Genomic DNA, 26378 nt, shown 5'->3' on the forward strand with positions numbered 1-26378 from the left:
CTTGATTTACAGCTGCGCTGTTTGCTTTCGCCCAGCTCTACTGCTCGGCTGCGGCGCCGAGCGTCACGTCGACGTCCTTGAGCTGGCCGCCGCGCAGCACCGTCACCTTGACCGTGGCCCCGGCGGCCTGTTCCCGCACCGCCGCGGTGAGCTGGTTGGGATCGCTGATGGTCAGGTTCTGGAACTTCGTCACGACGTCGCCGACCTTGATGCCGGCCTTGTCTGCGGCCGAGCCGGACTCGACGGTCGCGACCTCCGCGCCCACCGAGAACCCGGAGGAGGACGAGCCTGCGGCCTTGGGCTTCACGCTGACCCCGAACTGCCCGTGGGTGGCTTTGCCGGCGCTGATGATCTCCTGGGCCACGCGCTTGGCGTTGTTGATGGGGATGCTGAAGCCCACGCCGATGTTGCCGCTGCTGCTTCCGCTGGCCGCGTCGCCGCCGGCGGAGGCGATCGCGACGTTGACGCCAATGATTTCGCCCTTGGTGTTCACCAGCGCGCCGCCGGAGTTACCCGGGTTGATGGCCGCGTCCGTCTGGATGACGTTGATCGAGATGGATCCCTGATCCGCGGTGCTCGGAGTCTCGCCGCCGCCGGGGGGCGCGAACTGGAAGCCCTGGTCACCGCCCTGGGAGTTGTCCGCACCGCCCTTCGGCGCAGCCGAGGATGCCACGCTGATGGTCCGGTTCAGGGTTGAGACGATGCCGTCCGTGACTGTGCCGGTAAGTCCCAGCGGCGATCCAATGGCGACGGCGGTGTCACCGACGTTCAGCTTGCCCGAGTCACCGAGAGTTGCCGGGACCAGTCCCGAGGGGTTGTCGATCTTGATCACGGCGAGGTCGGAAAGCGGGTCGGTACCGACGATCTTCGCGGAGTAGACCTTGCCGTCGCTCGTCCGGACCTCCATGGTGGCGTTCGCGGCCTTGCCGTCGAGCGTCACCACGTGGGTGTTGGTCAGCACATGGCCCTGGGTGTCGAGGATGATCCCGCTGCCGGTGCCGCCGTCGCTGCCGCTGGTCGCTTTGATGGTCACCACACTGGGGGAAGCCTTGAGCGCGGCGGCGCTGATGGCGTTGACGTCTTCCCTGTTGTTGACGATCACCGGACCGGCCTGGCTCGTGTTGCTCGCGGCGGACGGGGAAAGGCGATCGCCCAGCAGGGCGTTGCTGCCGGCCACCACGCCGCCGCCGATCAGGCCGGCGGCCACGATGCTGGCCACGAGGGTGGGGACGCCGAATGCCGCCTTGCGTTTGGGGGCGTGCGCCGGGTCGTTCGCAAAGCCGGAGCCGGAAGGGTAGGACGGACCCGGCTGCGGCTGGCCGCCGTAAGGGTTGGCGCCGTAGTGGGCCTGGCCGTACTGGGTTTGCGGCGACTGCCCGTACGGGGTTTGCTGGGACTGGCCGTAGGGCGGGTGGCCGGGCTGGGCGGGCTGGCCCTGGCCGGACTGGGAGAACCCGCCGTACGGGCCGGTTTGCTGGGCCGGGGCGCCGATCTGCTGGGTATCCGCGGCGGAGGGCTGTTGCTGCTGGTACACCGGACGCGGCGCGCCGTCCTCGGCGCGGTCCAGCCGGAGGGTCGGGTTCTCGGGCGCCGGGCTTCCGGCTACTGAGTTTTCGGACGTCGTGCTTTCGGATGCCGGATTTCCCGGTGCCGCCTCAGGCGCGCGGCCGGCATGCGGCTGCTCCGGCGAGCCCTCCCGCCCTCCCGCCGGTTCCTGGTTCTGTTGTGTCGGCTCCGGTGACACACCCGGCACTGGGTTCTCAGTCATGAGACTTCCTTTCGTCCTCGTCTGCCTATAACTATGAACGCTCAGGCTGACACTAGAGCGGACATTTGCTGGGAGGTTCCTGAACGGACAGTTTGCGGCCTGCGGGCCCGTGTTTCCCAGTTTAAGCCCGTTTCGCTGGTGGCATATTCCCCTAGGTGGACTGCCTTTTGGGTGCACCATAGAATCAAATGGAAATGCCACAGCGACCTGCGGCTTTACATCTGCGTGGGGGCGCTGCTGCTTTCTGTGACGGCTGGTTCGACCGAACCGGTCCCAGAAGTGCTGAAGGGTTGCACATGCGGTCTAAGTTGAATCGTTTCCTCGCCGTCCTTGGCGTCGCTGGATTGTTGGCGCTCCCCGCCGCTCCGGCCCTGGCCGAAGATCCGGTGACCATTCCGTCCGGGCAGAACATCGTGGACAGTGCGAACGTGCTCGGCAGCCGCAAGGCCGAAGTCCAGGACGCCATCCAGAAGCTCCTCAAGGACCACAAGTACAACCTCTACGTCATCACGGCAAAGACGTTCGAGAATCCGGCCGAACCCAAGGCGTGGGCCCAGGCCGTCGCGACCAACAAGGGCATGGGCAAGGCCGACGTCATCCTGACCATGTCCGACGACGGCAAGTACTACTTCTCCCCCAGCTCGGCCAGCGCCATCTATCCCAAGACGTCCACTATCGTCCAGAACGCCATCGTGCCGAACCTGGCCGGCGGAAAGCGCGACTTCGCCCAGGCAGCCATTGATACGGCCGCTGCTGTGGGCGACGCGGCGGGCGGCGGCAGCGGAACGGTGCCGTCCGGCGCCGGAGCGGGCAGCGCCGTCCTCGTGGGAGTCGGCGTCGTGGCTGTGGGCGGTGCGGGAACGTACCTGTACCTGCGCAGCCGCCGGAAGAAGGCCCTGCAAAGTTCGGGGGCGTCAGCCGGGGCCCAAGGCGGGCAGCCGGACCCGCTGGCGGGGCTCAGCGTGGCCGAGCTGCGCCGGAAGAGCGATTCCCTGCTGATCGAGGCCGATGACGCCATCAAGTCCAGCGAGCAGGAGCTGGGATTCGCCCAGGCCCAATACGGGGACGCCGCGGTGGGCAATTTCACCAAGGCTCTGCAGGAGGCCAAGGGCCACATGACGGAATCGTTCAAGCTGCAGCAGCAGCTTGACGACCACATCCCCGACACCGAGGAGCAGCAACGGAGCTGGCTCGTTGAAATCATCGGCCGCTCCGAAGCCGCGCTGGCATCGCTGCAGGAACAGAAAGCCGATTTCGATTCCCTCCGGGAGCTGGAAAAGAACGCCCCGCAGGCCCTCGCCGCCGTCGGTGCCGGCGCCGCGGACGCCCAGGCAAAGCTTGCCGCCGCCGAACAGTCACTGACCGATCTGCGGGCCAAGTACGCCGAGAGCGCCCTGGTCCAGGTCGCGGACAACATCAAACAGGCCAAGGAACGTCTCGATTTCGTGCAGAACGCCTCCACGGCGGCGCAGGAAAAGCTCGCCGCGGGTGAAAGCAGCCTCGCCGCGGTCGCCGTCCGCGCCGCCGAGGAAAGCCTGCACCAGACGAACGTGCTGATCGGCGCCATCACCAAGGTGGCCGGCAGCCTCGACGGGGCACGCAGCAGCCTGGAAGCCGCCGTCGTCGATACCGCGCAGGACCTGGCCCAGGCGAAGGCGATGATCCAGTCCGGCGCCCATCCGGAACTTGCCGGCCCCGTGGCTGCGGCGGAAGCCGCGCTCGCCCAGGTCAAAACGGAAATCCAGGGCGGCAAGATTGATCCGATCGCGACGCTGGAACGGGTCGTCACGGCCCACCAGGCACTCGACCAGTCCCTGGCCGGAATCCGCGACCAGCAGGACCAGGCGCGCCGGGCCCAGGCCTCACTGCAGCAGAGCATCATGTCGGCCCAGGCCCAGATCAGCGCGACGTCGGACTACATCACCGCCCGCCGCGGCGGCGTAGGCACCGACGCGCGCACACGCCTGGCGGAAGCCCAGCGGAACCTGGACTATGCGCTCTCCATTTCCCGCACCGACCCCGTCACGGCCTTGCAGTACGCACAGCAGGCCTACGCACTGGCGGCACAGGCCGCGCAGCTGGCCCAGTCCGACGTCGACCAATTCGGCGGCTACGCCAACCAGGGCCAAGGCTACGGTCGGGGCGGCATGTTCGGCGGCAGCGGCGGGGGCGGCCTCGGCGGCGCGATCCTCGGCGGAATCCTCATCAACTCGATCCTCCACGGCGGAGGCGGCGGAGGCTGGGGCGGCGGCGGAGGCGGCTGGGGCGGCGGAGGCGGCGATGACTCCGGCGGCGGCTGGGGCGGCGGCGACTTTGGCGGCGGCGGAGACTTCGGTGGCGGGGACTCCGGAAGTTTCTAGCCTGTTCGCCACCCCCGCAGGGGACACAGTGGGAAAGCAGTAGCAGGAAACTCGACAGACCACGCGCCGGCCGCAAGGGCCCGGACAGCGGATAGATGCGATACATCATCGATCACTGGAATCAGTGAGACAACGGAGCAGGACGAAAGGTAACACCATGGTTAAGCAGTCCATTTTCGGCCGCATGGCGCAGCTGGCGAAGGCAAACATCAATTCGCTGCTGGACCAGGCCGAAGATCCGCAGAAAATGCTGGACCAGATGGTCCGTGACTACACGAACAACATCGCGGAGGCGGAGTCCGCCGTGGCCCAGACCATCGGCAACCTGCGCATGCTCCAGGACGACTACAACGAGGACGTCCGCAACGCCCAGGACTGGGGCAGAAAGGCCCTCGCAGCCTCGCGCAAGGCCGACGAATACCGGGCGAAGGGCGACGTCGGCGATGCCGAGAAGTTCGACAACCTGGCCAAGGTGGCCCTGCAGCGCCAGATGGGTTCTGAGAACGAGGCCAAGGCCGCCGAGCCGAGCATCGCGTCCCAGACCGAGGTGGTGGACAAGCTCAAGCACGGCCTCGACCAGATGAAGGGCAAGCTCAACGAACTGACCAGCAAGCGCAATGAGCTGGTGGCCCGGTCCAAGACCGTGCAGGCCCAGAGCCAGGTCCACGACGCCCTCAAGAGCATCAACATCATGGACCCCACCTCCGAGGTGGGCCGCTTCGAACAGAAGATCCGCCGCGAGGAAGCCAAGGTCCGCGGCCAGCAGGAGCTCGCCGAGTCGAGCCTGGACGCCCAGTTCAATTCGCTGGAAGATCTTGGCGAGCAGACCGAGATCGAAGCCCGGTTGGCAGCGCTGAAGTCCGGCGGCGCCCCCGCTGCCATCGGCACCGGCGAAAAGAGCGCCGAGTCCGGTTCCACGGTCGAGGAGGCCGACTTCGACAAGCTCTGACCCGCCGGTCCGGCGCTTCCGCAGGACTGCTGCACGCTTCGGGCCCGGGGCCGGGCTCCGGCGGACGAACCTGACACCTCAGGATCGCCCGCCGGGGCCCGGCCCTCGTTGTGCCCTGCATGGCCCCATGTCTCACCGCACAGGCGCCCGCGGCGGCGGGCGCGCGTGTACCGTGGATCCATGTCTGCGACCCTTGTGTGGCTCCGTGATGACCTCCGGCTGGATGACAATCCGGCTCTGGCGGAGGCCGCTGCCCTGCACCAACCCCTGACCGTCGTCTATGTCCTAGATGAGGAGTCACCCGGCATCCGGCCGCTGGGCGGCGCGGTGAAGTGGTGGCTCCACCATTCCCTGGCCGGCCTGGCCGCCGCGCTCGAGGCCACGGGCTCGCGGCTGGTGCTCCGCCGCGGCCCCGCCGCCCGGGTCATCCAGGACCTCGCGGTGGAAACGTCGGCAGACGCCCTGCTGTGGAACCGCCGCTACGGCGGCCCTGAACGCGCCGTCGACGCCGGCCTGAAGAGCTGGGCCGGCGGGGAGGGCCTCAACGCCACGAGCTTCCAGGCGAACCTCATGTTCGAGCCCTGGACCGTGCGCACCGGCGGCGGGGGCCCCTACAAGGTCTTCACGCCGTTCTGGAAGGCCTGCCTGGCCGGTGCCGAGCCCCGGCAGCCGCTGGCTGCTCCGGACCAGCTGCCGGGCCCTGCACGCACCCAGAGCGGCGGCCTGCCGGCGAGCGAACCGCTCGAAAGCTGGGGCCTGCTCCCCCGGAGCCCGGACTGGAGCCCGGGGCTGGCCGACACCTGGACGCCGGGAGAAGCCGGCGCCCTCAGCCGCCTCGAGGACTTCGTGGACGGCCCGGCCGCAGAATACGGCACCGGCCGCGACGTCCCGGGCGTCGAGGGCACCAGCCGGCTCTCCCCGCATCTGCGCTTTGGCGAAATCAGCCCCTTCCGGATCTGGCACACGCTGCGCCACAGCTTTGCGGCGGGGGCGCCGGCCGACGTCGGGATCTTCCGTTCCGAACTTGGCTGGCGGGAATTCTGCTGGCAACTGCTGTACGAGAATCCGGATCTGGCGACACAGAACTACCGGCCGGAGTTCGACCGCTTCGAATGGCAGCCGGCGTCGGGCGACGAGCTCCAGGCCTGGCAGCAGGGCCGTACGGGCTACCCGATGGTGGACGCGGGCATGCGCCAGCTCTGGCAGACGGGCTGGATGCACAACCGCGTGCGGATGGCGGCCGCGTCCTTCCTGGTAAAGAACCTGCTGGCCGACTGGCGGCTGGGCGAGGCCTGGTTCTGGGACACGCTGGTGGACGCCGATGCCGCGAGCAATCCGGCCAACTGGCAGTGGGTGGCGGGCTCGGGTGCCGACGCGTCGCCGTACTTCCGGATCTTCAACCCCGTCACGCAGAGCAAGAAGTTCGACTCCGCCGGTCGTTACCTGCGCGGGTACATTCCCGAGCTCGCCGCGCTGGATGACAAAACCGTCCACGAGCCCTGGAAGGCCGACAGCGCCGCCCCCGGCTACCCCGCACCGATCGTGGACCTTGCCGAGTCCCGGGCGCGGGCGCTGGCAACCTATCAGCGGCTCAAGGACGGCTGAGAGCCGGCACGGGGGCGCGCCGCCGGCGTTGCCCGCCACCGCGGACTTAAAGCGAAAGGTCCGGAACACTGTTTCCAGTGTTCCGGACCTTTTCTTCAGTTGCGGGGACAGGATTTGAACCTGTGACCTCTGGGTTATGAGCCCAGCGAGCTACCGAACTGCTCCACCCCGCGTCGCTTGATCAACTCTACCCTAATTTCCGGACCGCCCTGACCACGTGCCCAGCCGCCGTCCAGTCCGGCACATCCAGATCGATGGACTGCGAGGCGATGGACTGCGGGGCGAGCCGCTCGAGCGGTCGCCCTTTTGTCCTGTGACCGGTTTCCCGGTTCCCGGCTTCCGGACCGCCCCCCAGCGGCTTAAAGCAAAAGGTCCGGAACACTGTTTCCAGTGTTCCGGACCTTCTCTCCAGTTGCGGGGACAGGATTTGAACCTGTGACCTCTGGGTTATGAGCCCAGCGAGCTACCGAACTGCTCCACCCCGCGTCGCAAGATCAACTCTACCTGCCGGTGAACTTGAGGCCAAATCGAGGCGACGTGATGTGCATCTCGCCGCCCGCGGGAGCGTCCGCCCCGGTCTCCCGGGCCTGGCCGGCCAAGGCCGCCCAGGGATCGAATCCGCTCCGTCTACGCCACAGGCCGGGTTTGCCCCTCCGTAGGGGCGAACCCGGCCTGTGGCACCGTTCACAGCCTGCGCCCGGCCCTCTCGCAGCGCGTAAGGACCTGCCAGGGTCAGCTGCGCAGCGTTAACCGCCCGCCGTCGCCGACGGTGTGGGCGACGGTGTGGCGGCGCCCGCCGGCGCGGCCGGGGTTTCCAGCTTTGCTTCGGCCTCGAGTGCCTTTTGCAAGGCAGCGTTCAGCTTCTTTTGCTGCTCACCGTAGGTCGCGAAGTCGCCCTTCGCGAGGGCGTCCTGGCCGGCCTTGATCGCGGCATTGGCCTCGTCCAGCGCAGCCTTCAGGTCTGCCTTCGCGTCGGTAGTGCCGGGCGGCGGAGTTGCACCACCTGGCGTGGTGGGCGTGGCCGGTGTTTGTCCCTTGTTGGCCGAGTCACCTGCTGCGGCACCCGAATTTCCGCCGAAGAGCTGGTTCAGGGCCTCGTCCAGTGTGGGCGCGAACCCGATCTTGTCGCCGAACGCCACCAGGACCCGCTGCAGGGTCGGGTAGGAGGTCTCCCCCGTGGAGCGAAGATAGACGGGCTGGACGTACGCCATGCCGCCACCGACCGGCAGGGTCAGGAGGTTGCCGTTGAGCACCGCCGACGCACCCTGGCGCAACAGGTTAAGGGCCTGCGAAACGGTGGGGTCGGAGTTGAACTTGTTCTGCGCCTGGCCCGGTCCGGGGACCTGGGTCTCCGGCGGGATCTGCAAGAGCCTCAGCTGGCCGTAGCTGTCCGCTTTGACGCCCTTCTGGTTGCCGGCGTCGGAGTCCGCGGCCAGGAAGCCGTAGAGCACGTTGCGGGCGTTGCCGTTGACCACCTGCGGGATGAACGACGAGGTCAGCTGGAACGCCGGCTTGTCCTGGTCGGGCATTTTCAGCGACATGTAGTACGGCGGCTGTTTGACTTCGTCCTTGACGGTGGGGTCGTTGGGAACGGACCAGGCGTCAATGTTGGTGTAGAAGCTGTCCGGGTTGGTCACATGGTAGCGGCCCAGAAGCTCGCGCTGGACCTTGAACAGGTCCTCCGGGTAGCGCACGTGGCTCATGAGCGCACCGGACATCTCCGAATACGGCTTCACCGACGTCGGGAAGATCTTCTGCCAGGCTTTCAGGACCGGATCCTGGTCGTCCCAGGCGTACAGCGTCACAGAACCGTCATAGGCGTCCACGGTGGCCTTGACCGAGTTGCGGATGTAGTTCACGGAGCTGTTCGGCAGGGCTACTGTCCGGTTCGCGGCGGTCTGTGAGTCGGCCGTGGCGGCCGAGAGCTGCTCCTGCTGGGAGTACGGGAAGTACGGGCTGGTGGTGTACCCGTCCACGATCCACTTCACCCTGCCGTCGACGACGGCGGGGTACGGATTGCCGTCAACAGTCAGGTAGGGCGCCACCTTTTCGACGCGGTCCCGCGGGTTGCGGTCGTAGAGGATCTGGGACTCGGCGTTCACGCCGTCCGAAAGCAGCAGGTCCGAGGACTGGAACTTGATCGCGTAAAGGATCTTGTTGAAGAAGCTGCCCACGTTCGGGCCGCCGTTGCCCGTGAAGGTGTACTGCGTCTCGCCGTCGCCTTCCTTGGCCGCGGGCCGGTCCTGCTCACGGTGCGGTGCACCGTCCGGGGCGCCCACGATCGAGTAGTCGGGCGAGTCCTGGCCGAAGTAAACGCGGGGCTGGTAGGTCGAATCGTTGCCGAGCGCGCCGGTGGACGGAATGCCCGCCTGCAGGAAGTCCGGCTTGCCGTCCACGGTGAACTTGTTGCCCTTGGCGGCGACGACGCCGTAGCCGTGGGTGTAGACAACGTGCCGGTTCAGCCAGGACTGCTGGTTCGTGGCGAGCCCGTCCGGGTTGAGTTCGCGGACGGCGATGACCGTGTCCTGGATCTTGCCGTCGATCTCGTAGCGGTCCACGTTCAGGGCGCTGGGGAACTGGTAGTAGGGCCGGTACTGTTCGAGCTGCGAGAACGCATCCGAGATCAGGTTCGGATCCAGCAGCCGGATGTTGGCGGTGGTCTGCGCATCGGGGGCCAGCGCGCCGGTGGTGGCGTTGGTGGTGGCGTTGTACCGCTTTTCCTGGACCTTATCCAGGCCGTAGGCGGCACGGGTCATCGCGATGTTCCGCTTGATGTATTCGTTCTCCAGCGTCTGCTCCGAGGGCCGGACCTGGAACTGCTGGATGACCCACGGGTAGACGCCGCCGGCCAGGATGGCCGTGATGATGAGCATGGCGGTGCCGATCACCGGCAGCCGCCACTTGCCGATGACCGCGGCGACGATGAACAGCACGGCGACGATGGCCGCGGCCACGGCCAGGATGGCCTTGGTCGGAATGACGGCGTTCACGTCCGTGTACAGCGCACCGGCCCAGCGCCCGCCGTTATTCTGCACCGTGGAGTAGCGGTCCAGCCAGAAGTTGAGGCCCATCAGCACCAGGAAGGCGGCGCCCGTGACAGCCAGGTGGATCTGTGCGGCGCGGCTGGTGAAGATCCCGCGTTCCATGATCCGGATGCTGCCGTAGAGGTAGTGGGTGAGGATGCCGGCAAGGCCAGCGATCACCGTGACGCTGATGAGGAACCCGGTGACGAAGCCGAGGAAGGGAAGAGTCATGAGGTAGAAGCTGATGTCGAGCCCGAACTGCGGATCGTTCTGGCCGAATGCCTCCTGGTTCAGGAACAGGAGGACTTTCTGCCACTGGCTGGCCGCGGCGCTGCCGGCGAACAGGCCAAAGAGGATGGGAAGCCCCACCATCACGACGCGGCGGATCGGTTCGAGCTGCGCCTGGTAGCGGTTGAGGTTGTCCCGGATTTCCGAATCGGGGGCGTATACCGGCCGCGCATGGTAGGCAATCCTGATGGCGAAGAAGACGGCCAGGAACATGACAGCGAAACCTGTCAGGAAGATCACGATCCTGGCCAGGTTCTCGGTCAGGAACACTTCGAAGTAGCCGAGCTGCTGGTACCAGAGGACATCCGTCCAGACATTGGCGAAGAAGATGAATCCGACCACGATCAGGGCCACGATGATCAGCGTCGGCGTCAGGGCGCCGCGTCGTGTCTGGGGTCTTCCGGGCGGGACAGTGCTGGCGGGACGGGACAAACTCGGTACCTCATAGCTGGTCGTCTACTGCTGGTTTTTAGTTATCAGTCGCTGCTGTGGCTCAGTCTGGCGACCAAGTGCCGGTGTTGCAGGTTGATGCATTCTAACGGCCGTCACCGCCGTTCCGTCAGGGCCCTGCAGCAGGGTCCCGGCGGGACGGCGCGGCCGTCAATTAGTGCCACGAGTGGGGACGGCGCTTAGTTCCGCGGCCAGTCTAGTTGTTGGTGCAGACCGGCAGTCCCGATGTGTCGCCGCCTGACGCGGCCAGTTCAACTGCCTTGCGGGCCTCGGTGAGGTTCTCGACCCGGACCACCTGCAGGCCGTCGGGGATGTGGCCCAGGACGTCTTCGCAGTTGGCCGCCGGAGCCAGGAACAGCGTGGCCCCGCCGGACCGCGCCCCCTGCATCTTCTGGGCGATCCCGCCGATGGGTCCTACGGCACCGTCCGGGGTGATGGTTCCGGTTCCGGCGATGTGCTTGCCGCCGGTCAGGTCCCCGGGAGTGACGGTGTCAATGATGCCAAGCGCGAACATCATGCCCGCACTGGGGCCACCGACCTTGTCGAGCGAGATGGTGACATCAAACGGGAAGGTGAACTTGTACTGCAGCAAGACGCCCAGGATGTAGCGGCCCGCACTGTTTTTGGCCGGCGTAATGGCGACTGGCACCCGGGCGCCGGCGCGTTCGACGATAACCTTGGCGGGCTTGCCGTTGCCGGCGGCCAGTTCCGCCTGGACCACGCCGAGCGCGGTGATGGGCTTGTCATTGATGGAGACAAGTTCGTCCCCTGCCTGCAGCAGTCCTTTCGAGGCGGAGTCGTCCGGGAGCCCGGCCACCTGCATTTTCTGCCCGAACGGAATCTTCAGTTCCTTCAGTGCCGAGGCGATGGCGTTCTCCTGGGAGGTGGTCATCGCGGTGGCGCTCTCCTGCTGGGACTGTTCCTTGGTGACGCCGGTGGGGAAGAGCAGTTCCTGGGGGTAGACGGCCTTGGTCCCGTTCAGCCATGCCGAGAACGCCTCGAAGACGCTGACCGGACCGTTGGGACCGCCGTCGACATAGACAGTGGTCAGGTCCAGGCTGCCCTTGGCGGGAAACGACTCATGGCCGCTGACGCTGATCACCGGTTTGCCGTTGTCCTGGCCGATGGTGTTGAAGGTGGGGCCGGGAGACTCGATCACGTAGGGCACGGGCAGGCTCACCGCGGTGATGCCCAGTGCGGCGGCAAGCAGCCCCGAGACAAGCATGGCTGAAGACCGGTTGTTGCGCGGGCGCCGCACGCCGGCGCCAGCCAGTCGCGCCCACCTGCCCCGGGCAGGGCCGGCCGCTGGGTCGCTGGCGGGCTGCTCACCGTGGGTGATTGTCATTGAACGACCTCTCCGTGCCGGCACGAGGGGCTGCGGCCCTGCCAGGACAAGCCCGAGAGGACACCGCGACCACGCACCAGGGCCGCAGCCTAACCCGAGGCTGCCGCGTGCAAATATTCCAACTTCCAAGCCTACGCGCTTGGGACCCCGGACCGCTCTTTGCCTACAGCGAACGTGGCGCGGTTTCGGCAGACAGCCACTCTTGCACAGGGGTACCGTGAAGTTGAGAAGCAGCCACACCGACGATCGGCGGGATCATGACCTCCAACCCACTCAATCCGTCCAATGGCGACGAGGAACCCAAGGATCCCTTGGCCGAAATGCTCAAAAACCTGATGGGCGGGCAGGGCATGGGCAATATCGACCCCGCCGAGCTCGCCAAGGCAGCAGGCCTCCCGGACGATCCAAACCTCCTGGCCCAGATGTTTTCCCAGGTGCAGGCGATGATGAGTGCCCCCTCGGAGGGGCCCGTCAATTGGCAGCTGGCACATGACAACGCCCGGCGCGTCGCCGCCAGCGGAACCGACCCCTCGGTCACGGCGCATCAGTCGCGGGAGGTCGATGAGGCCCTTCGGCTGGCCGAACTGTGGCTCGACCAGGTCACCGGGCTTCCGGCCACGGGACTGATCGGCCGGGCGTGGTCCCGCGCCGAATGGGTCGAGGAAACCCTTGGGACGTGGAAGCGGCTGACCGAGCCCGTGGCCAACAGCATTGCCAATGCACTCTCGGCCGCCATGACCGAGCAGATGCCCGAGGAAATGAAGTCCATGATGGGCGGCGCCTCCTCGATGATCCAGAACATGGGCGGGGCGATCTTCGGCATGCAGCTCGGCCAGGCGATCGGCGCGCTCTCGGCCGAAGTGGTCAGCTCGACGGACATTGGCGTGCCCCTCGCAGACCTTGAAATGGCGCTCCTGCCGGCCAACGTGGCGAAATTCGGTGAGGGCCTCAGCCTGCCGGAGAACGACATCCGCCTGTTCCTGGCCGTGCGAGAGGCTGCACACGCCCGTCTCTTCGTCCAGGTACCCTGGCTGCGCGGGCACCTGCTCGGCGCGATCGAGGCCTACGCCCGCGGCATCCACATCGACACGTCCAAGATCGAAGAACTGGCACGCGAGATCGATCCCAGCAACCCCGAGGGCATCCAGGAGGCGCTCTCGCAGGGAGTCTTCATGCCGCAGCGCACTCCCGCCCAGGAGCAGGCCCTCGAAAAGTTGGAGACCGCGCTTGCCCTGGTGGAAGGCTGGGTGGACGAACTCACCTGGGGTGCAACCGAGAAGATGTTGCCGTCCGCGGCCGCGTTGCGCGAAACCGTCCGGCGGCGCCGGGCCACCGGGGGCCCCGCGGAACACGCGTTCTCCTCCCTCGTGGGACTCGAACTGCGGCCGCGGCGGCTCCGCGAGGCCGCCACGCTGTGGGCCTTGCTCAAGGAAGAGCGTGGGGTCGACGGCCGCGACGCCGTTTGGCAGCATCCCGACCTGCTTCCCACGGCAGAGGACCTGGAAGATCCGCAAGGCTTCAGCGAACGCCGCAAACTCGCCGAAGCCAGCGACAGCGAAGTGGATGACGCCCTGCAGAAACTGCTTAGCGGAGGGTTCGACGAGCCGGCCGGCGCCGACGCCACGGACACCGAGGGCACGGCGGATTCAGAGGGCACCGCGGATTCAGAAGGCACCGCGGATTCAGAAGGCACGGCGGATTCAGAGGGCACGGACGAACCGGCGGCCAAGGACGACGACCGTCAGGACGGCGGACCGGACGACGGCGGCACGCCCAAGGCCTAGCCGAACGCTAGTAGGCCCCGGCCGGGATTTCGGTTCCGTCCGGGGCTTCGTCGTATCTGCCGTCGGGTGCCAGGCCGCGTGAGGTCGCAAACGAGACCCCTTCCAGGAAGGCCTTGGCACGCTCAGTCTCCGGGTACGCCGTCAGCAACCGCCAGAAGGCGGCATCGTGGCCGGCCACCAGGAGGTGGGCCAGTTCGTGAAGCAGCACGTAGTCGATCACCCACTGCGGCATGGGCTGCAGCTTCGCCGAGAGCCGGATGGTCCCTTCGGACGGCGTCGCGGAACCCCAGCGCGAATTCTGGTTGGTGACCCAGCGGACCGAGGAGGGCACCGCTCTGCCGCCCAGGTACTTCGCCGACAGATCCGCGGCGTGGGCGGCAAGGTCGGCATCGCTGCGGGGGCGGCGCCGGCCGGAACCCCGCGCCGCCCGGTCCCCCTGGCGCCGGAGTTTCTCCAGCATGCGATGGACCCACTCCCGTTCCTGCGCCCTGCTGAAAGACGCGGGGATGGCGACGACGGCGGTGCCATCCTCCCAGAACGCGGCGACCGTGCGGCGTCGGCGCGCAGAGCGGCGGACCACTACCGGGGCGCCGTCGGCGGTGGTCAGCGGTGTGGCCGCCGGAACTGAACCGGACATCACTGAACTGGGCATCACTAAACCGTGCTTTCGGCCAGGACTGTCAGAACGGCCTCGCCGTACTTCTCCAGTTTGGATGGACCCACGCCGGCGAGTTTGGCCAACTGCTCCAGCGACTCGGGGCGCGCCTCGGCGATGGCGGTCAGGGTGGCATCGGTGAACACCACGAATGCCGGGACGTCCGCCTCAAGGGCCACGTCCTTCCGCCACTGCCTGAGCGCGTCGAACGTCTGTTCCTCGTAACTGGGCGGGCACTGGTTGCAGCGGCCCACCTTGCGCTCCGCGCCGCTGGAGAGCATGCTGCCGCAGACCCGGCACGACGCCGGAACGGCCGCCTTCCGGCGCGGCGCCGGGCCCTTGCCCCGCAGGTGGGAGCTGGCCACCGAGTCGGGGCGAAGGCCGTCCAGGAAGCGCGAGGGCTTGCGGTTGGCGCGTCCGCCGGGTGTCCGGGCAGTGGACCAGGACAGGGACAGGTGTTCGCGGGCGCGGGTGATCCCGACGTACAGGAGCCGGCGTTCCTCGTCCACCGCTTCCGGAGTGTCCGCGAACGAGATCGGCACGAGGCCCTCACTCAGCCCGACCAGGAACACGGCGTCCCACTCCAGGCCCTTGGCGGCGTGCAGCGATGCCAGGGTAACGCCCTGCACAGTCGGCGCGTGCTGGGCCAGGGACCGTTCCTGGAGCTCGTTGACAAAGTCCGGGAGCGAGAACTGCGGGCCCCTGCTGATCACGAGTTCGTCGGCCAGCGCCACGAGGGCGGCCAGCGATTCCCAGCGCTCCCGGAGAGCGCCGCCGCTGTGCGGCGCCGCGTCCGTGTAGCCCAAGGAGGCGACGATGTCCCGGACCAGCTGCCCGAGCGGCTCGGGCGTGGCGGTTTCAGCCACCGCCCGGGTCGCGGCCCGGAGCTGCAGGATGGCGTCCCGGACCTCCTTCCGCGCGAAGAACCGCTCACCGCCGCGCAGCTGGTAGCCGATCCCCGCCGAGGCCAGCGCCTGTTCGTAGGCTTCGGACTGCCCGTTGGTGCGGAAGAGCACGGCGACCTGGCTCGCCGGTGTTCCGGCGTCGAGGAGTTCACGGATCCGCGCGGCGACAGTGGCGGCCTCCGCCTCGTCATCCGAGCATTCGGTGAACCGCGGCACCGGGCCCGCCGGCCGCTGCGCCACGAGCTGCAAAGGCGTGGCCCAGGCGGCGTCCGCCACCGGGCCGCCGCTGCGCCGGCCGGCGAGGAGGTCGTTGGCGAGCCTGACGACCTGGGGCGTGGACCGGTAGTCCCGGATCAGCTTAACGACGTGGGCCTCGGGATACATCGCTTTGAACCCGAGCAGGTGCTTCGGGGAGGCGCCGGTGAAGGAGTAGATGGTCTGGCTGGCGTCGCCCACGACGCAGAGCTCGTCGCGTCCGCCGAGCCACAGCTCCAGGAGCCGCTGCTGCAGCGGCGAGACGTCCTGGTACTCGTCGACGACGAAGTGCCGGTACTGTTCCCGGACGGTCGCTGCCACCTTTGGGTCCTCCTGCAGGATCCCCACGGTGATCAGCAGCACGTCCTCGAAGTCGATGACGTTGCGGTCGGTCTTGACGTCCTCATAGGACTGGAAGACCCGTGCCACGGCCGTCAGGTCGAAGCCGCCCGGATTGCCCCGGCCCTGGGCGTTCTCCAGATAGTTCGCCGGGGTCAGCATGGATACCTTGGCCCACTCGATTTCGGAGGCGAGGTCCCGGATGGAGGCGCGGTCCGTGCTGAGCCGGAGCCGCCGCGCGGCCTCGGCAATCATCTGTGCCTTGTGGTCCAGCAGATTGGGCAGGGTGCCGCCGACCGCCTGCGGCCAGAAGAACTGCAACTGGCGCAGCGCCGCGGCGTGGAAGGTACGGGCCTGAACGTTGCCGACGCCGAGGTCACGGAGCCGGCTGCGCATCTCGGCGGCAGCCCGGGCCGTGAAGGTGACAGCGAGGAGCCGTTGCGGGCTGTACACCCCTGAGTGCACGCCGTAGGCGATCCGGTGCGTGATGGCGCGGGTCTTGCCGGTCCCGGCACCGGCCAGGACACACATGGGCCCCTGGAGGGTGCTGGCAACCTCGCGCTGCTCTGCGTCGAGGCCGCCGAGGATCCGTTCCTCCAGCGAACGGCCGTCGGGTTCGGGGGCATCGGCAGGCGGGGCATCGCCCAACGTCGAGCCGCCCGACGGTTCCCCGCCGGGGATGATGCTGAAGTTCAATTTCTCTGTGGTCACTTTTGCTGCTCAGTCGGTAGTCGGTTTCCTGCGGATAGGGGCAGGCGGTGTCAGTCTGTATGGGGCAGTGTCAGGCGCTGTCCGCGGCGTCCTGAATGATGCCGCCGTACCAGTGTTCAATAAGGGACCGGGCGATGGAGAGCCTGCTGGAAATGACGATCTCGCCGCTGAGGACGGCGTCCTGCAGTTCGCTCCGGCTGAACCACCGTGCTCTGGTGACCTCGACGCCGTCGGGCCGGGCTTCGGTGTCTGGCGTGGTGGCCGTGAAGCCGAGCATCAGGGAGGCGGGAAACGGCCAGGACTGCGATCCAAGGTACTGGGACGCGGTGACGCGGACCCCGACTTCCTCGCCGATTTCGCGCTGCACGGCCTGTTCGAGCGACTCCCCCGGTTCGACGAAGCCGGCGAGGGTCGAATAGTTCCGGGCGTCGAGCGGGCCGCCTCCGCCCAACAGCAGTCTCCCGTCGGGGCCCACCACGGTGACGATGATGGCCGGATCCGTCCGGGGGAAGTGCTCGGAGTTATCGGCCGGGCAGCGCCGGACCCAGCCGCCGGCTTCCGGCTGCGTGGGAGTGCCGCAGCGCGGGCAGTGCGTGTGGGTGGAGTGCCAGTTGGCGATGGCGCTGGCTTCGATGAACAGCGCAGTGTCCGTGGCGTTCAGGCGTGCCGCGACTTCGCGGAAACCCACCCACTGCGCATCGCTCGGAACGCCGGCCACGTGAGCCTCGAATTCCTCGGCCTGGACTTCGAACTGAAGCGGGAGGACAAAGAGGACAAGCTCGGTGCCGGCGTCGAGGTCCGAACCGGCCAGGGCGGAACCGAGGTAAATCACGTGTTCGGGAGCGTACGGGGTGTTGGCCAGGTGCCCGGAGAGCTCGGCCGCGTTGAGGAGCACGAGGCTGTTGCCGCTGACGAGGGCCTGCCTGCCGGAGAGCACCACGGCCTGCACCGCGCCTGAACCGACCAGCTCCGCGAGCATTCCGGGTTTCACCCGCGCGGCGGATCCGCGGTCGATCAGGGCCGGGCGCACGGGAAGGACCGTCTCCATGAGGTGGTTTGCCGGCAGGAGATGCAGCGGCGGCGCCGCACCGTCGGATGCCGGGGATTCGGAGGGTGTTTGCTGTGATGCCGATGAAGATGCCGCTGACTCCGCAAGACTCATACACCCACCGTACTGACTCGGGCAGACAATTGACATTTGCCGACCATGCCGCCGGGTGCTCCACAGCATGTGCGGGACAGGCCGCCTGCCCCGGATTCAGCGCCTATTTCCCTCCGATTTGTCCCCGATCTCAAGACTCGCCGGAGTGCATCGCCGACTTGGGCGCCGCTCAATCTACCGTGGAAGGGTGAGAAGGAAACCAATCGAACTGGCAGCTGTAGCAACGGCGGCGGTACCCGGCCTGACCCCGACCGCCGTCAGCTCTGCGCCCGACGATCCGGCGGACTTCGACGCGGCCCTCCTGCTGGATTCTGAGGGCAAGCGTTGGCGCGTCCGCTCCCCCCGGCATGCCGAAGCGAGCGCCCGGCTGGAAACCGAATTCCTGGTGCTGCGTGCGTTCGCTCCCGGCATCCGGGCCGAGCTCCCGTTCCTCATGCCCACAGTGGCGGGAACGGTCCGGCAAGGCCAGCTCAGCACGTTTGTCTATTCGCACCTGGCCGGCGCCACCCGCTCCCTGGACGAGCTCAGCAACGGCTCTCCCGCACTGGCCCGCGAAATCGGGGCGGCCCTGGCCGCGATCCATGACCTCCCACGGTCAATCGTGAGCAACGCCGATCTGCCGAGCTACACGCCCAACGAATTCCGCCAGCGGCGCCTCAATGAACTGGACCAGGCGGCCACGACCGGAAAAATCCCGCCGCTGCTGCTGCGGCGCTGGGAACACGCCATGGAAGACGTCTCGCTCTGGCGCTTCAATCCCTGCGTCGTTCACGGCGACCTCCACGAGGACAACCTGCTGGTCGAGGGTGAGCGTGTGACCGCAGTGACGGGCTGGACCGACCTGCGCATCGGTGACCCGGCGGACGACATGGCCTGGCTGGTCGCCTCCAACGAACAGGACTTTGTGAACGCGGTCCTGGATCACTACACCTCCAGCCGGCGCGACGCGCCCGATGCGCACCTGTTGCGGCGGGCCGCGCTCTCCGCCGAATTCGCCCTGGCGCAGTATCTGGTCAAGGGCATGGCCGCCGGCAATCAGGAAATGATCGACGAGGCGGAATCCATGCTCGCCACACTGGCCGAGGACGTGGCCGAACACGGCGGCCAGCCGATCAGCGTGGAACCGCTGCCGCAGCCGGTCGCGGCACCCGAACCCGGCACAGAACAAGCCATTGCCGACGCCGGTGCTCATGTCCATGCGCCGACGGTCCCGGCCGCGCCGGCCCCAGCGGCCAACGGGACGACGCCCGCCGTCAGCAAGGTCACGCTGCTGCCTATAGAGCCGGTCCCGGGCAGCGCTCCGGCTGATGATGCCACTGCCGGCATCAGTGCCAGGCCCGCTGTGCACGTCACGCCTATCCCCCGCGAAACGGGGGCTGACGCACCGGCGGCTGTCCCCCAGCCCGTCGCAGACACAGCCACAGCCACAGCCGCTGAAGCAGGCGACCAGGCAAGCGCCGAGCCGGGCGCCGGTAAGGCCGCAGGTGCGTCCGCCGACATCACCGCAATCCCCGGCGCCGCCAAGTCCTCCGAGCCCTCCAGCGCTGATGCCGCGCTGGACGGCGCCCCGCAGGCGGCGGCCCCCGACCCGGACTCCGGGAAGGTCAGTGAGGCCGGTGACAGCGACGCCGGGGCCGCGGTTCCAGCCGGTACCGACACATCGACGCAATCGATCGCCGTCGTCCAGCCCGGGTCCGGTGACAACACGTCAACCGCCGCGATCACGGTGGTCGACTCCGCGTCCCGCTAGCGCCGGCTGCCGGCCGGTTCAGGTGTACTGCCCCGCCCGGATCGTTCGGCGGGCTTTCTCCGGCCGGCTGACATCCGCTAGGCGCCGCTGTGCGTCGCTGTCCTCCCTAGCGCCGCCGACACGATTTCCTCAAGCTTTTCCGCTGATCCGAGGTCATGGGGGCGGACCACCTGGTTGTCGGCCACGTAATAGAAAGCGGCCCGGACGTCCTCCAACGGGACCCCCTTGAGCCGGGCCCAGGCCAGCCGGTAGACGGCGAGCTGGACTGCCTTGACCTTCAGTTGGGCCGCCGAGGGGCGGCGGCCGGTCTTCCAGTCCACAAGATCCCAGCGGCCGTCGGCGTCGCGGAACACGGCGTCGATCCTGCCCCGGACCACGACGTCGCCGATCCGTGTCTCGACCGGGACCTCGACGTGGGCGGGGGCGCGGTGGGCCCACTCGGACTGACGGAAAGTCTCCACCATGGAATCCAGGCCGTAGGCCTCGTCGATGTGGTCGTCAGCGCCGGCTGCCTCACCCAGGTCCAGCATCCCGGCGGCGCCGAAGTATTCCTCCACCCAGGCGTGGAAGGCCGTGCCCTTGCGCGCCGACATCCCCGGTTCGCGCGGGATCGGCCTGCGCAGGCGGGCCACAACGGAGCCTGGGTCATCTTCCAGGTCCACGAGAGTCGACGCCGAGATGTGCCCGGGCAGATGCACATCCTGGACCACCGAACGCCGGGAGCGGCGTTCCAGCAAAGTGGCCGCCTCCTGCGCCCACCCGGCGGCGGGACCGCGCAGGATGGGACGTTTTCCGGCGTCCGCGCCATCCGGGCCGGATGCCATTGCCTGCAGGACACGGGCCGCTGCGGATTCCATGGCCGCCCGCCGGCCCGGGACAAGCCGCAGCCGTTTTCCCGTCCGGGGGTCATGCGGGCCCTCCAGCGGATCATAGGGCCAGGCGGCGACTTCGAGTTCAGAGGTCAGGGGGCTTTCGGCCGGCAGCGCGTCCTCGCTGACGGACAGCGGATGGATTTCGGCCGCGCCGTCGGCGGTGAGGCCCTCGAGCCCGGCAAGGAAGGGAGACATCTCCGCCGAACCGGCCCGGGACCCCACCCACGCGGCACTCGATAGCCAGAGCACGTGTTTGGCACGGGTGTACGCCACGTAGGCCAGGCGCCGTTCCTCGGCCTCGCCGTGCGCCTGGACGGCCGACTTGAACTCCTTCTCGGCGTCAAGCCAGCCTTTTTGGTCCGGCTGGTCCAGGTCCCACTGGGGCAAATCGGTGCGATCGCCGCGCAACGGCCACGGCAGTGCCGCACTGCCGCTGCTCCACCGCGAGTCGCGGCTGCTGGGGAACGCCCCGGAATTGAGCCCGGGAACGAACACGACATCCCATTCCAGCCCCTTGGAGGCATGCACGGTCAGCAGCTGGACGGCTTCGTGGTTCACCTCCGGCGCTGCGGCATCCAGACCGTTTTCCTCGGCCGCCGCAGCTTCCAGCCATGCGAGGAACGCCAGGACATCTACCCGCTGGGAGGTGTGCAGGAACCCGGCCGCCGCGTCCTGGAAGGCGTCCAGGTTGCGGCGGGCCTGATGGATGCTGATCCCGGGCCGGGCCGCGACTTCGATGTCCAGGAGCATCGCCCGTTCGACCTCCCCGAGCAAAGTGGTGAGGTCGTCCCCCATGTAGCTGCGCAACTGCCGGAGCTCGTCCGAGAGCCGCTGCAGACGGTCCCGGGCCTCCGGGCTCAGTCTGCGTCCGTGCGCCGAGGTCCAGCCGTCGCGGGGCAGCCAGTCCAGGGCCTCGACCAGACTGGCGGCGTCCGTGATGTCGCCTTCGATCACAGCGTCATCCAGCGCGTCCTCGGCGGCACGCCCGTCATCCTCGGCACCCTGTCCGGCGTCGCCGGCCTCCAGGCCGCCGGGGCGACCCCGACGGCGGGCCAGGAAACTCGACCAGTCCCGCAGGGCCATCAGGTCCGCCGGGCCGATCCGCCACCGCGCGCCGGCCAGCAGGCGCATGAGGGAGTCCGAGCGGCCCGGGTCGGCCAGGACCCGGAGCGTAGCGACAAGATCGATGATTTCCGGCGTGTCCAACAGCCCGCCGAGCCCAACGATTTCATAGGGAATGCCCCGGACTTCGAACTCGCGGCGAATGCATTCCATCTGTGCCCGGCGCCGGCACAGGACAGCCATGGCCGGCGGAACCGGGTCGGCGGAGTGCGCGGCGTCGAAGTCCGTCACGCGAAATTTCAGCACGTCGCCTGCGATCGCCGCGGCCTCGGCTTCGTCCGTGGCGAACCGTCCCATCACCACCCTGCCGTCCACCGCGGCCGGGCTGGGCTGCAGTGGCGGGACCTCGACGGCGTCGGCGCTTTCCCGGGCCCCGGCGGCCCCGAGGTTCGCCGCCGCTTTGCTCAGGGGCGCCGAAATGAGGTTGGCCGTGGCCAGGATGTTGCGTCCGTTGCGCCACGCTGTAGTCAAGTAGGAGGTGGGCGCCACGGCAAAGCGCCGGGCCTGCCCGCTGCCCCGGTCCCGCGAGCTGCCCCGGTCCCCCTCGCCGCCGTGGGCGGTGCCGGTGCCTTCGCTGCTGACGAGGATCGGGAATTCGCGGACGAAATGGAAGAGTTGCCCGGCGGACGCTCCCCGGAATCCGTAGATGGACTGGTTCGGGTCCCCCACCGCGGTAACCGCATGGCCGTCGCCGAAGAGCCGGGAGAACAGCACCAACTGGGCGTGCGAGGTGTCCTGGAACTCATCGAGAAGCACCACCTTGTAACGCTGGCGCTCTGTTTGGGCGGCGACCGGAATCTCACTGGCCACCCGCGCCGCCAGGGCCACCAGGTCACCGAAGTCCAGGGCGCCGCGGGCGCGCTTCGCCTCGGAATAGCGGCCAACCATGTCCGCGACGCTGGCCCGCGTGCGAAGCATCGCGCTGAGCTCGCCCGCAGCCTGGGTGGGGTTCTTCTTGGCTTCTGCGACATACGGGAGCGACTCGAACGCGGCGACCCGCTCCAAGAGCCAGCCACGGACCTGGGCCGGGTCCTGCAAATGCTCGGAGCACTCTCCCGCCAGCTGGATCACGGCCTTGACGAGCGTTGATTTGGCGGACCGGAAGTGTTCGTAGTCCCCGTCAAAGGCTTCCACCACCTCGCTGGCGAGCTGGAACGACTGGGCGCCGCCGAGCAGCACGACGTCGCGTTCGACGCCGAGGCGGAGACCGTAGTCGGACACAATGCCGCTCGCATACGAGTGGTAGGTGGAGACCTTGGGTTCGAGCGCATCCGCGCTCAGCAGCCCGGCAGGGAAGAGCGTGTTCCCGGTGTCGGCCGCCGCGATGCGCGCCAGCGCGGCCAGCTTGGCCCGGATCCGCGAGGCGAGTTCACCGGCGGCCTTGCGGGTGAAGGTGACGCCGAGGACTTCCTCCGGCCGGACCCAGCCGTTGGCGACGAGCCACACTACCCGATCCGCCATGGTGGCGGTCTTCCCCGAGCCCGCCCCGGCGATCACGAGCCGCGGCGTGAGGGGCGAGGAAATGATCAGGGACTGTTCGGCCGTGGGGCTGTTCCCCTCCCCCAGCAGTGCCGACAGCTCTTCCGGGCTGAACCGCGGCTCAGGAAGGGGCTCGGGGAGGGGAGCCGGAGCCGGATGCGGGTCGGTCGGGCCGCTTGCCGGCGCCTCGGGGCTCATTCAGTAACCTGCTTTCCCCGCACGCACAGCGGGCACACTTCAGGGAGCCGGCAGCCGTGGCCGCCGTGGCCTCCCTTGGACGGATCGTGGCGGGCCTGGAAAACGCTGCCGGACATCACGCGGGCCGCGTCGCCGACCATCTCCAGTGCCCAGTTGTCCTGCGGATCCAGCGGTGCCTGGGCCTGGATGCCGGGGCTCTTGGTGGTGGTGCCCAGCTGGGCCAGGACGGCGCCGCCCGGCAGCGGCGGCGGACCGTCGTCGGGACCCGCGAAGCCGCCGGCCAGCACGGCGGCCTGGTAGGCACCGAGCTGCGGGTGCCGGTCCAGATCCGCTTTGCCGGGCTGGCGTTTGCCGGTTTTGAGGTCGATGATCACCAGCCGGCCCTCGGCGTCGATCTCCAGCCGGTCGACCTGGCCCCTGAGCACGGCGGGCCGCGCCGGACCGGCGCTTCCGCCCTCGCCCGGATCGGATCCGGCCTGTGTGGAAGCGGCCTCCGCCGGAACGTCCGGCAGCTTCACCTCAAAGTCCTGTTCGACGCCGATCAGGCTCCGGCCCTCGCTGCGCATCACGAGGACATACTGGGCGAGCTTGCGGACCATGGACTCGGCTCGCTGGAAGTCCAGTTTGCCTTCCCAGTTGTCCTTCATCCCCAGCGTGGGCCAGCGCCGGACGAGTTCGGCGACATACTCGCTTCCCGAGGCGTCCGGGAGGTCCTGCGCAATGGCGTGGACCAGCGTTCCGAGGCTGCGGGCAAAATCGGTGGCGGCTTCACCGCCGGCGGCTTGGACAAACCAGTCCAGCGGAGATTTCTGCACGGTTTCGACCTTCGAGGGCGACACGAACACGGTACCGCCCGGCGGAACCACCGCCTCCTCCGAGGACAACTCCGCCAGCCCCCACCAGCTCGCGGGGTGCGCGCCCGGAACCGGCGGCTGGGCCGTGGCCAGGCCCCCCAGGACGGCCGCGGCTTCCGCCGATTCGGCCGCCCTCGGGTCGAGCTGGGCGTACTGCCGCAGCTCCGCTACCAGCGCCCGGAGCGTCAGCGGACGCTCGACCGGGGTAAAGCCCCGGCGGTCCTGCCCGGACCGCAACGGCGCCACATAGTCCAGGAACGAGGACGGCTGCTCATCCTCCGAGGACACCGCCGTGCAGATCAGCACCTCCCGGGCGCGGGACACTGCCGTGGAAAAGCTCCGGAGCTCGTCATAGCGTATTTCGCGCAGCCGGCTCTGCGGATCCAGTCGCAGGGCATACTCCACGCCGTGCTCGACGGCGTCGGCGAACAACGTGCTGCCCAGCAGTTCGCCGCGCAACCGGGTGTTGGGCCACACGCCTTCCTGAAGTCCGGGCACAATGACCACCGGCCATTCGCGGCCGGCCGCGCTGGCAGGGGTCATGAGCTCCACCGCGTCTTCCAGCTGCGCCCGGGCGGCCAGGGTATCCATGGGAAGTTCCTGGCTGAGCAGGTATTCAAGGAACTGCTCCGGGCCGGAACCCGGCAGCTGGTCCACAAAGCGTTCCGCGGTATGGAACAGCGCCATCATGGCATCAAGGTCACGGTCGGCCCGGGCACCGGCTGAGCCTCCGGCGAGGGCGGCGTCGGTCCAGCGGGAGGCCAGGCCGGTGGAATGCCAGAGCGCCCAGAGCACCGTCTCTGCGTTGCCTCCGGCGGCACCGGCGGCGTCCCGGCCCGCTGCGATCATCCGGGCAATCCGGCGGGCCGAGTGACCCTCGATGCCCAGCGTTGCGAGCGCTCCCGGCTCCAGCAGGGCTTCGACCAGGAGCGCGTCGCTGGTGCGCCCGCCGCCGCCCAGGAGTTCCTCCCGGCGCAGCGACTGCCGCAGCCTCCGCAGTTCAATCGCGGTGGCGCCGCCTATCCGGGACGTCAGCAAGGACACCGCTGACTCGGGTGTGAGCACGGCAGGGTCCAGGGCCACCGCATAGGCATCGAGCAGCGGACGGACCGCGACCTCGTCCCGGACGGCGGATTCGGCGACGGGAATCCGGACCGGGATCCCCTGGCCGGCCAGGTACCGCTGCAACTGGCTGAGCTGGCCGCCGTTGCGCACGATCACGGCGATGTCCCCGAGTTCCCGGGCGTCGTTCAGCTGGGCTTCGAGGATCCGCTGGGCCACATACCGCAGCTCGTGGACCGGGGACGGCAGCAGGTGGGCCTCGACCGTCCCCGCGCGGGCGCCGGCGGCTCTGTCCGGTGTCGGGACTGGTTGCCCGTCCGGTGCCGGCACCGGTCCGGGCTGTTCGAGCCGGCGGGCGGACTGCCCGCCGGACCTGCGGGAGATGCGCCCGGCCACTGACAGCCATGCCTCCGCCACTGCCGGGTCCTGCCGATGCGCCGTCCACAGGGGTCGTTCCAGGATCGTCCCGTCAGGTGCCAGGAGGCCGGGAAGCTCCGCCACGAGATCGGGGCGTGCCCCGCGGAAGCCCTGAACCACGGTGTCGGGCGAGGCAGTGATGATGGCATCCTTGCCGGCGGCGATGTCGGCGAGCAATTCGAAGACCGCCGGGTTCGCCTCCTGGATGTCATCCACGAGAATCAGCTGCAGGCGGTCGCGTTCGGCGGCGAGGAAATCGGGTGAGTCCTGGAAGATCTGGCGCGCGGCAGTGATGATGCCGGCGGGGTCGAAGGCCTCGGGCATGCGCAGGTCCAGGACATCGCGGTATTCGGAGTACAGGGCGGCCGCCGGAATCCAGTCCGGCCGGTTGCACTGCCGGGCCAAGGCCACAAGGTCCTCGGCGGTCCGCCCGGATTCGATGATCCGGTCAAAGAGCTGGCGCACTTCCTGCCGGAAACCGCGGGTCTGCAGGGCGGCGCCCAGGTCCTCGGGCCAGGGCAGCTCGAGGCCGGGCAGCGCATGGCCCTCCAGCAGTTCCTTGATGATCAGGTCCTGTTCCGGGCCGGAGAGCAGCTTCGGCTGGCGCGGAAGCGGCAGGAGGCCTTCGGCCTTGGCACGGCGGATCAGATCGAAGGCATATGACGCCCAGGTCCGTGCCGGCGTCGTGCTCAGGCTCCGGTCCAGGCGGGCCGTGAACCGGTCGCGGAGCGTATCCGCGGCGAGCCGCCCGGGAGCCAGGATGAGCATCCGCTCCGGATCCAGACCATCGCGCAGGGTGCGGCGGACGGCAGCCTCGACAAGGACCGTCGACTTGCCGGTGCCGGGCGCGCCGGGCACCAGGACGGGGCCGGAGCCGGGCGGGACCTCGACGGCGGCAAGCTGGTCCGGTGACAGCACCGGCACCGCGCTGTGCTGGGTCCGGGGCGGCAACAGGCGCAGCCCCGCTCCCGTTGCGCGCCCCGCCCCGGGAAGGGGACGGGACCCGGACCGCTGCAGGCTTGGTT

The 26378-nt window shown here is 68.5% G+C and carries 12 protein-coding genes, 2 tRNA genes and 1 pseudogene; 5 read left to right on the forward strand and 10 right to left on the reverse strand.

Annotated features, from left to right (window positions below; all coding sequences use genetic code 11):
- Positions 1-37: 37 nt before the first annotated feature.
- The gene (locus AC1DFR_RS10005; RefSeq protein WP_476873224.1) at positions 38-1768 is read right to left on the reverse strand and encodes a S1C family serine protease; all 1731 of its coding nucleotides are present in this window, start codon (positions 1766-1768) and stop codon (positions 38-40) included.
- A gap of 296 nt (positions 1769-2064) precedes the next feature.
- Between AC1DFR_RS10005 and AC1DFR_RS10010 the strand changes: the two genes are divergently transcribed.
- The 3 genes from AC1DFR_RS10010 to AC1DFR_RS10020 all read left to right on the forward strand — a co-directional run bounded on the left by AC1DFR_RS10010 (position 2065) and on the right by AC1DFR_RS10020 (position 6682).
- On the forward strand, positions 2065-4128 hold the full coding sequence (locus AC1DFR_RS10010) for a TPM domain-containing protein (protein WP_476873225.1): 2064 nt from the start codon (positions 2065-2067) through the stop codon (positions 4126-4128).
- A gap of 157 nt (positions 4129-4285) precedes the next feature.
- Positions 4286-5077, forward strand: a complete 792-nt coding sequence (locus AC1DFR_RS10015; protein WP_223913934.1) for a PspA/IM30 family protein — start codon at positions 4286-4288, stop codon at positions 5075-5077.
- A gap of 180 nt (positions 5078-5257) precedes the next feature.
- Positions 5258-6682: a cryptochrome/photolyase family protein gene (locus AC1DFR_RS10020; RefSeq protein ID WP_476873226.1), complete on the forward strand. Its 1425-nt coding sequence runs from the start codon at positions 5258-5260 to the stop codon at positions 6680-6682.
- A gap of 99 nt (positions 6683-6781) precedes the next feature.
- On the opposite strand, the gene AC1DFR_RS10025 is transcribed toward AC1DFR_RS10020, so the two are convergent.
- The 4 genes from AC1DFR_RS10025 to AC1DFR_RS10040 form a co-directional block, all read right to left on the reverse strand.
- Positions 6782-6855 (reverse strand) — tRNA-Met (locus AC1DFR_RS10025).
- Positions 6856-7094: 239 nt separating this feature from the next.
- A tRNA-Met gene (locus tag AC1DFR_RS10030) sits at positions 7095-7168 on the reverse strand.
- A gap of 260 nt (positions 7169-7428) precedes the next feature.
- Positions 7429-10425 carry a UPF0182 family membrane protein gene (locus AC1DFR_RS10035; protein ID WP_476871337.1) on the reverse strand — a complete coding sequence of 999 codons (2997 nt, stop codon included), beginning with the start codon at positions 10423-10425 and terminating at the stop codon, positions 7429-7431.
- Between the two features lie 214 nt (positions 10426-10639).
- Positions 10640-11788, reverse strand: coding sequence for a YlbL family protein (locus tag AC1DFR_RS10040; RefSeq protein WP_476873227.1), 1149 nt, complete (start codon positions 11786-11788; stop codon positions 10640-10642).
- A gap of 257 nt (positions 11789-12045) precedes the next feature.
- Between AC1DFR_RS10040 and AC1DFR_RS10045 the strand changes: the two genes are divergently transcribed.
- The gene (locus tag AC1DFR_RS10045; protein ID WP_476873228.1) at positions 12046-13572 is read left to right on the forward strand and encodes a zinc-dependent metalloprotease; all 1527 of its coding nucleotides are present in this window, start codon (positions 12046-12048) and stop codon (positions 13570-13572) included.
- Positions 13573-13579: 7 nt separating this feature from the next.
- On the opposite strand, the gene AC1DFR_RS10050 is transcribed toward AC1DFR_RS10045, so the two are convergent.
- The 3 genes from AC1DFR_RS10050 to nudC form a co-directional block, all read right to left on the reverse strand.
- Complete coding sequence (locus AC1DFR_RS10050) at positions 13580-14224, reverse strand: M48 metallopeptidase family protein (protein ID WP_476873229.1); 645 nt, start codon at positions 14222-14224, stop codon at positions 13580-13582.
- 2 nt (positions 14225-14226) lie between these two features.
- Positions 14227-16374: an ATP-dependent DNA helicase UvrD2 gene (locus AC1DFR_RS10055; protein ID WP_476873249.1), complete on the reverse strand. Its 2148-nt coding sequence runs from the start codon at positions 16372-16374 to the stop codon at positions 14227-14229.
- 133 nt (positions 16375-16507) lie between these two features.
- Entirely contained in the window at positions 16508-17599 is a 1092-nt protein-coding gene (nudC, locus tag AC1DFR_RS10060; RefSeq protein ID WP_476873230.1) for an NAD(+) diphosphatase, read from the reverse strand.
- A 187-nt stretch (positions 17600-17786) separates the two neighbouring features.
- On the opposite strand from nudC, the pseudogene AC1DFR_RS10065 reads away from it, so the two are divergent.
- Positions 17787-19034 (forward strand): annotated as a pseudogene (locus AC1DFR_RS10065) (macrolide 2'-phosphotransferase); the annotation flags it as partial.
- Between the two features lie 392 nt (positions 19035-19426).
- Here AC1DFR_RS10065 and AC1DFR_RS10070 read toward each other — a convergent pair.
- Together AC1DFR_RS10070 and AC1DFR_RS10075 are read right to left on the reverse strand one after the other, a co-directional pair.
- On the reverse strand, positions 19427-23020 hold the full coding sequence (locus tag AC1DFR_RS10070) for an ATP-dependent helicase (protein WP_476873231.1): 3594 nt from the start codon (positions 23018-23020) through the stop codon (positions 19427-19429).
- A complete protein-coding gene (locus tag AC1DFR_RS10075; RefSeq protein WP_476873250.1) occupies positions 23017-26370 on the reverse strand; it encodes an ATP-dependent helicase in 3354 nt (1117 codons plus the stop codon). Before AC1DFR_RS10075 ends, AC1DFR_RS10070 begins: the two co-directional genes overlap by 4 nt.
- Positions 26371-26378 lie beyond the last annotated feature (8 nt).

Source organism: Arthrobacter sp. 05T410, from assembly GCF_056396505.1.

What these genes read in the sequence shown, in the direction of transcription:
- AC1DFR_RS10005 (WP_476873224.1), bottom strand. Translation starts at nt 1,768, where the DNA reads ATGACTGAGAACCCAGTGCCGGGTGTGTCACCGGAGCCGACACAACAG.
- AC1DFR_RS10010 (WP_476873225.1), top strand. Translation starts at nt 2,065, where the DNA reads ATGCGGTCTAAGTTGAATCGTTTCCTCGCCGTCCTTGGCGTCGCTGGA.
- AC1DFR_RS10015 (WP_223913934.1), top strand. Translation starts at nt 4,286, where the DNA reads ATGGTTAAGCAGTCCATTTTCGGCCGCATGGCGCAGCTGGCGAAGGCA.
- AC1DFR_RS10020 (WP_476873226.1), top strand. Translation starts at nt 5,258, where the DNA reads ATGTCTGCGACCCTTGTGTGGCTCCGTGATGACCTCCGGCTGGATGAC.
- AC1DFR_RS10040 (WP_476873227.1), bottom strand. Translation starts at nt 11,788, where the DNA reads ATGACAATCACCCACGGTGAGCAGCCCGCCAGCGACCCAGCGGCCGGC.
- AC1DFR_RS10045 (WP_476873228.1), top strand. Translation starts at nt 12,046, where the DNA reads ATGACCTCCAACCCACTCAATCCGTCCAATGGCGACGAGGAACCCAAG.
- AC1DFR_RS10050 (WP_476873229.1), bottom strand. Translation starts at nt 14,224, where the DNA reads ATGCCCAGTTCAGTGATGTCCGGTTCAGTTCCGGCGGCCACACCGCTG.
- nudC (WP_476873230.1), bottom strand. Translation starts at nt 17,599, where the DNA reads ATGAGTCTTGCGGAGTCAGCGGCATCTTCATCGGCATCACAGCAAACA.
- AC1DFR_RS10070 (WP_476873231.1), bottom strand. Translation starts at nt 23,020, where the DNA reads ATGAGCCCCGAGGCGCCGGCAAGCGGCCCGACCGACCCGCATCCGGCT.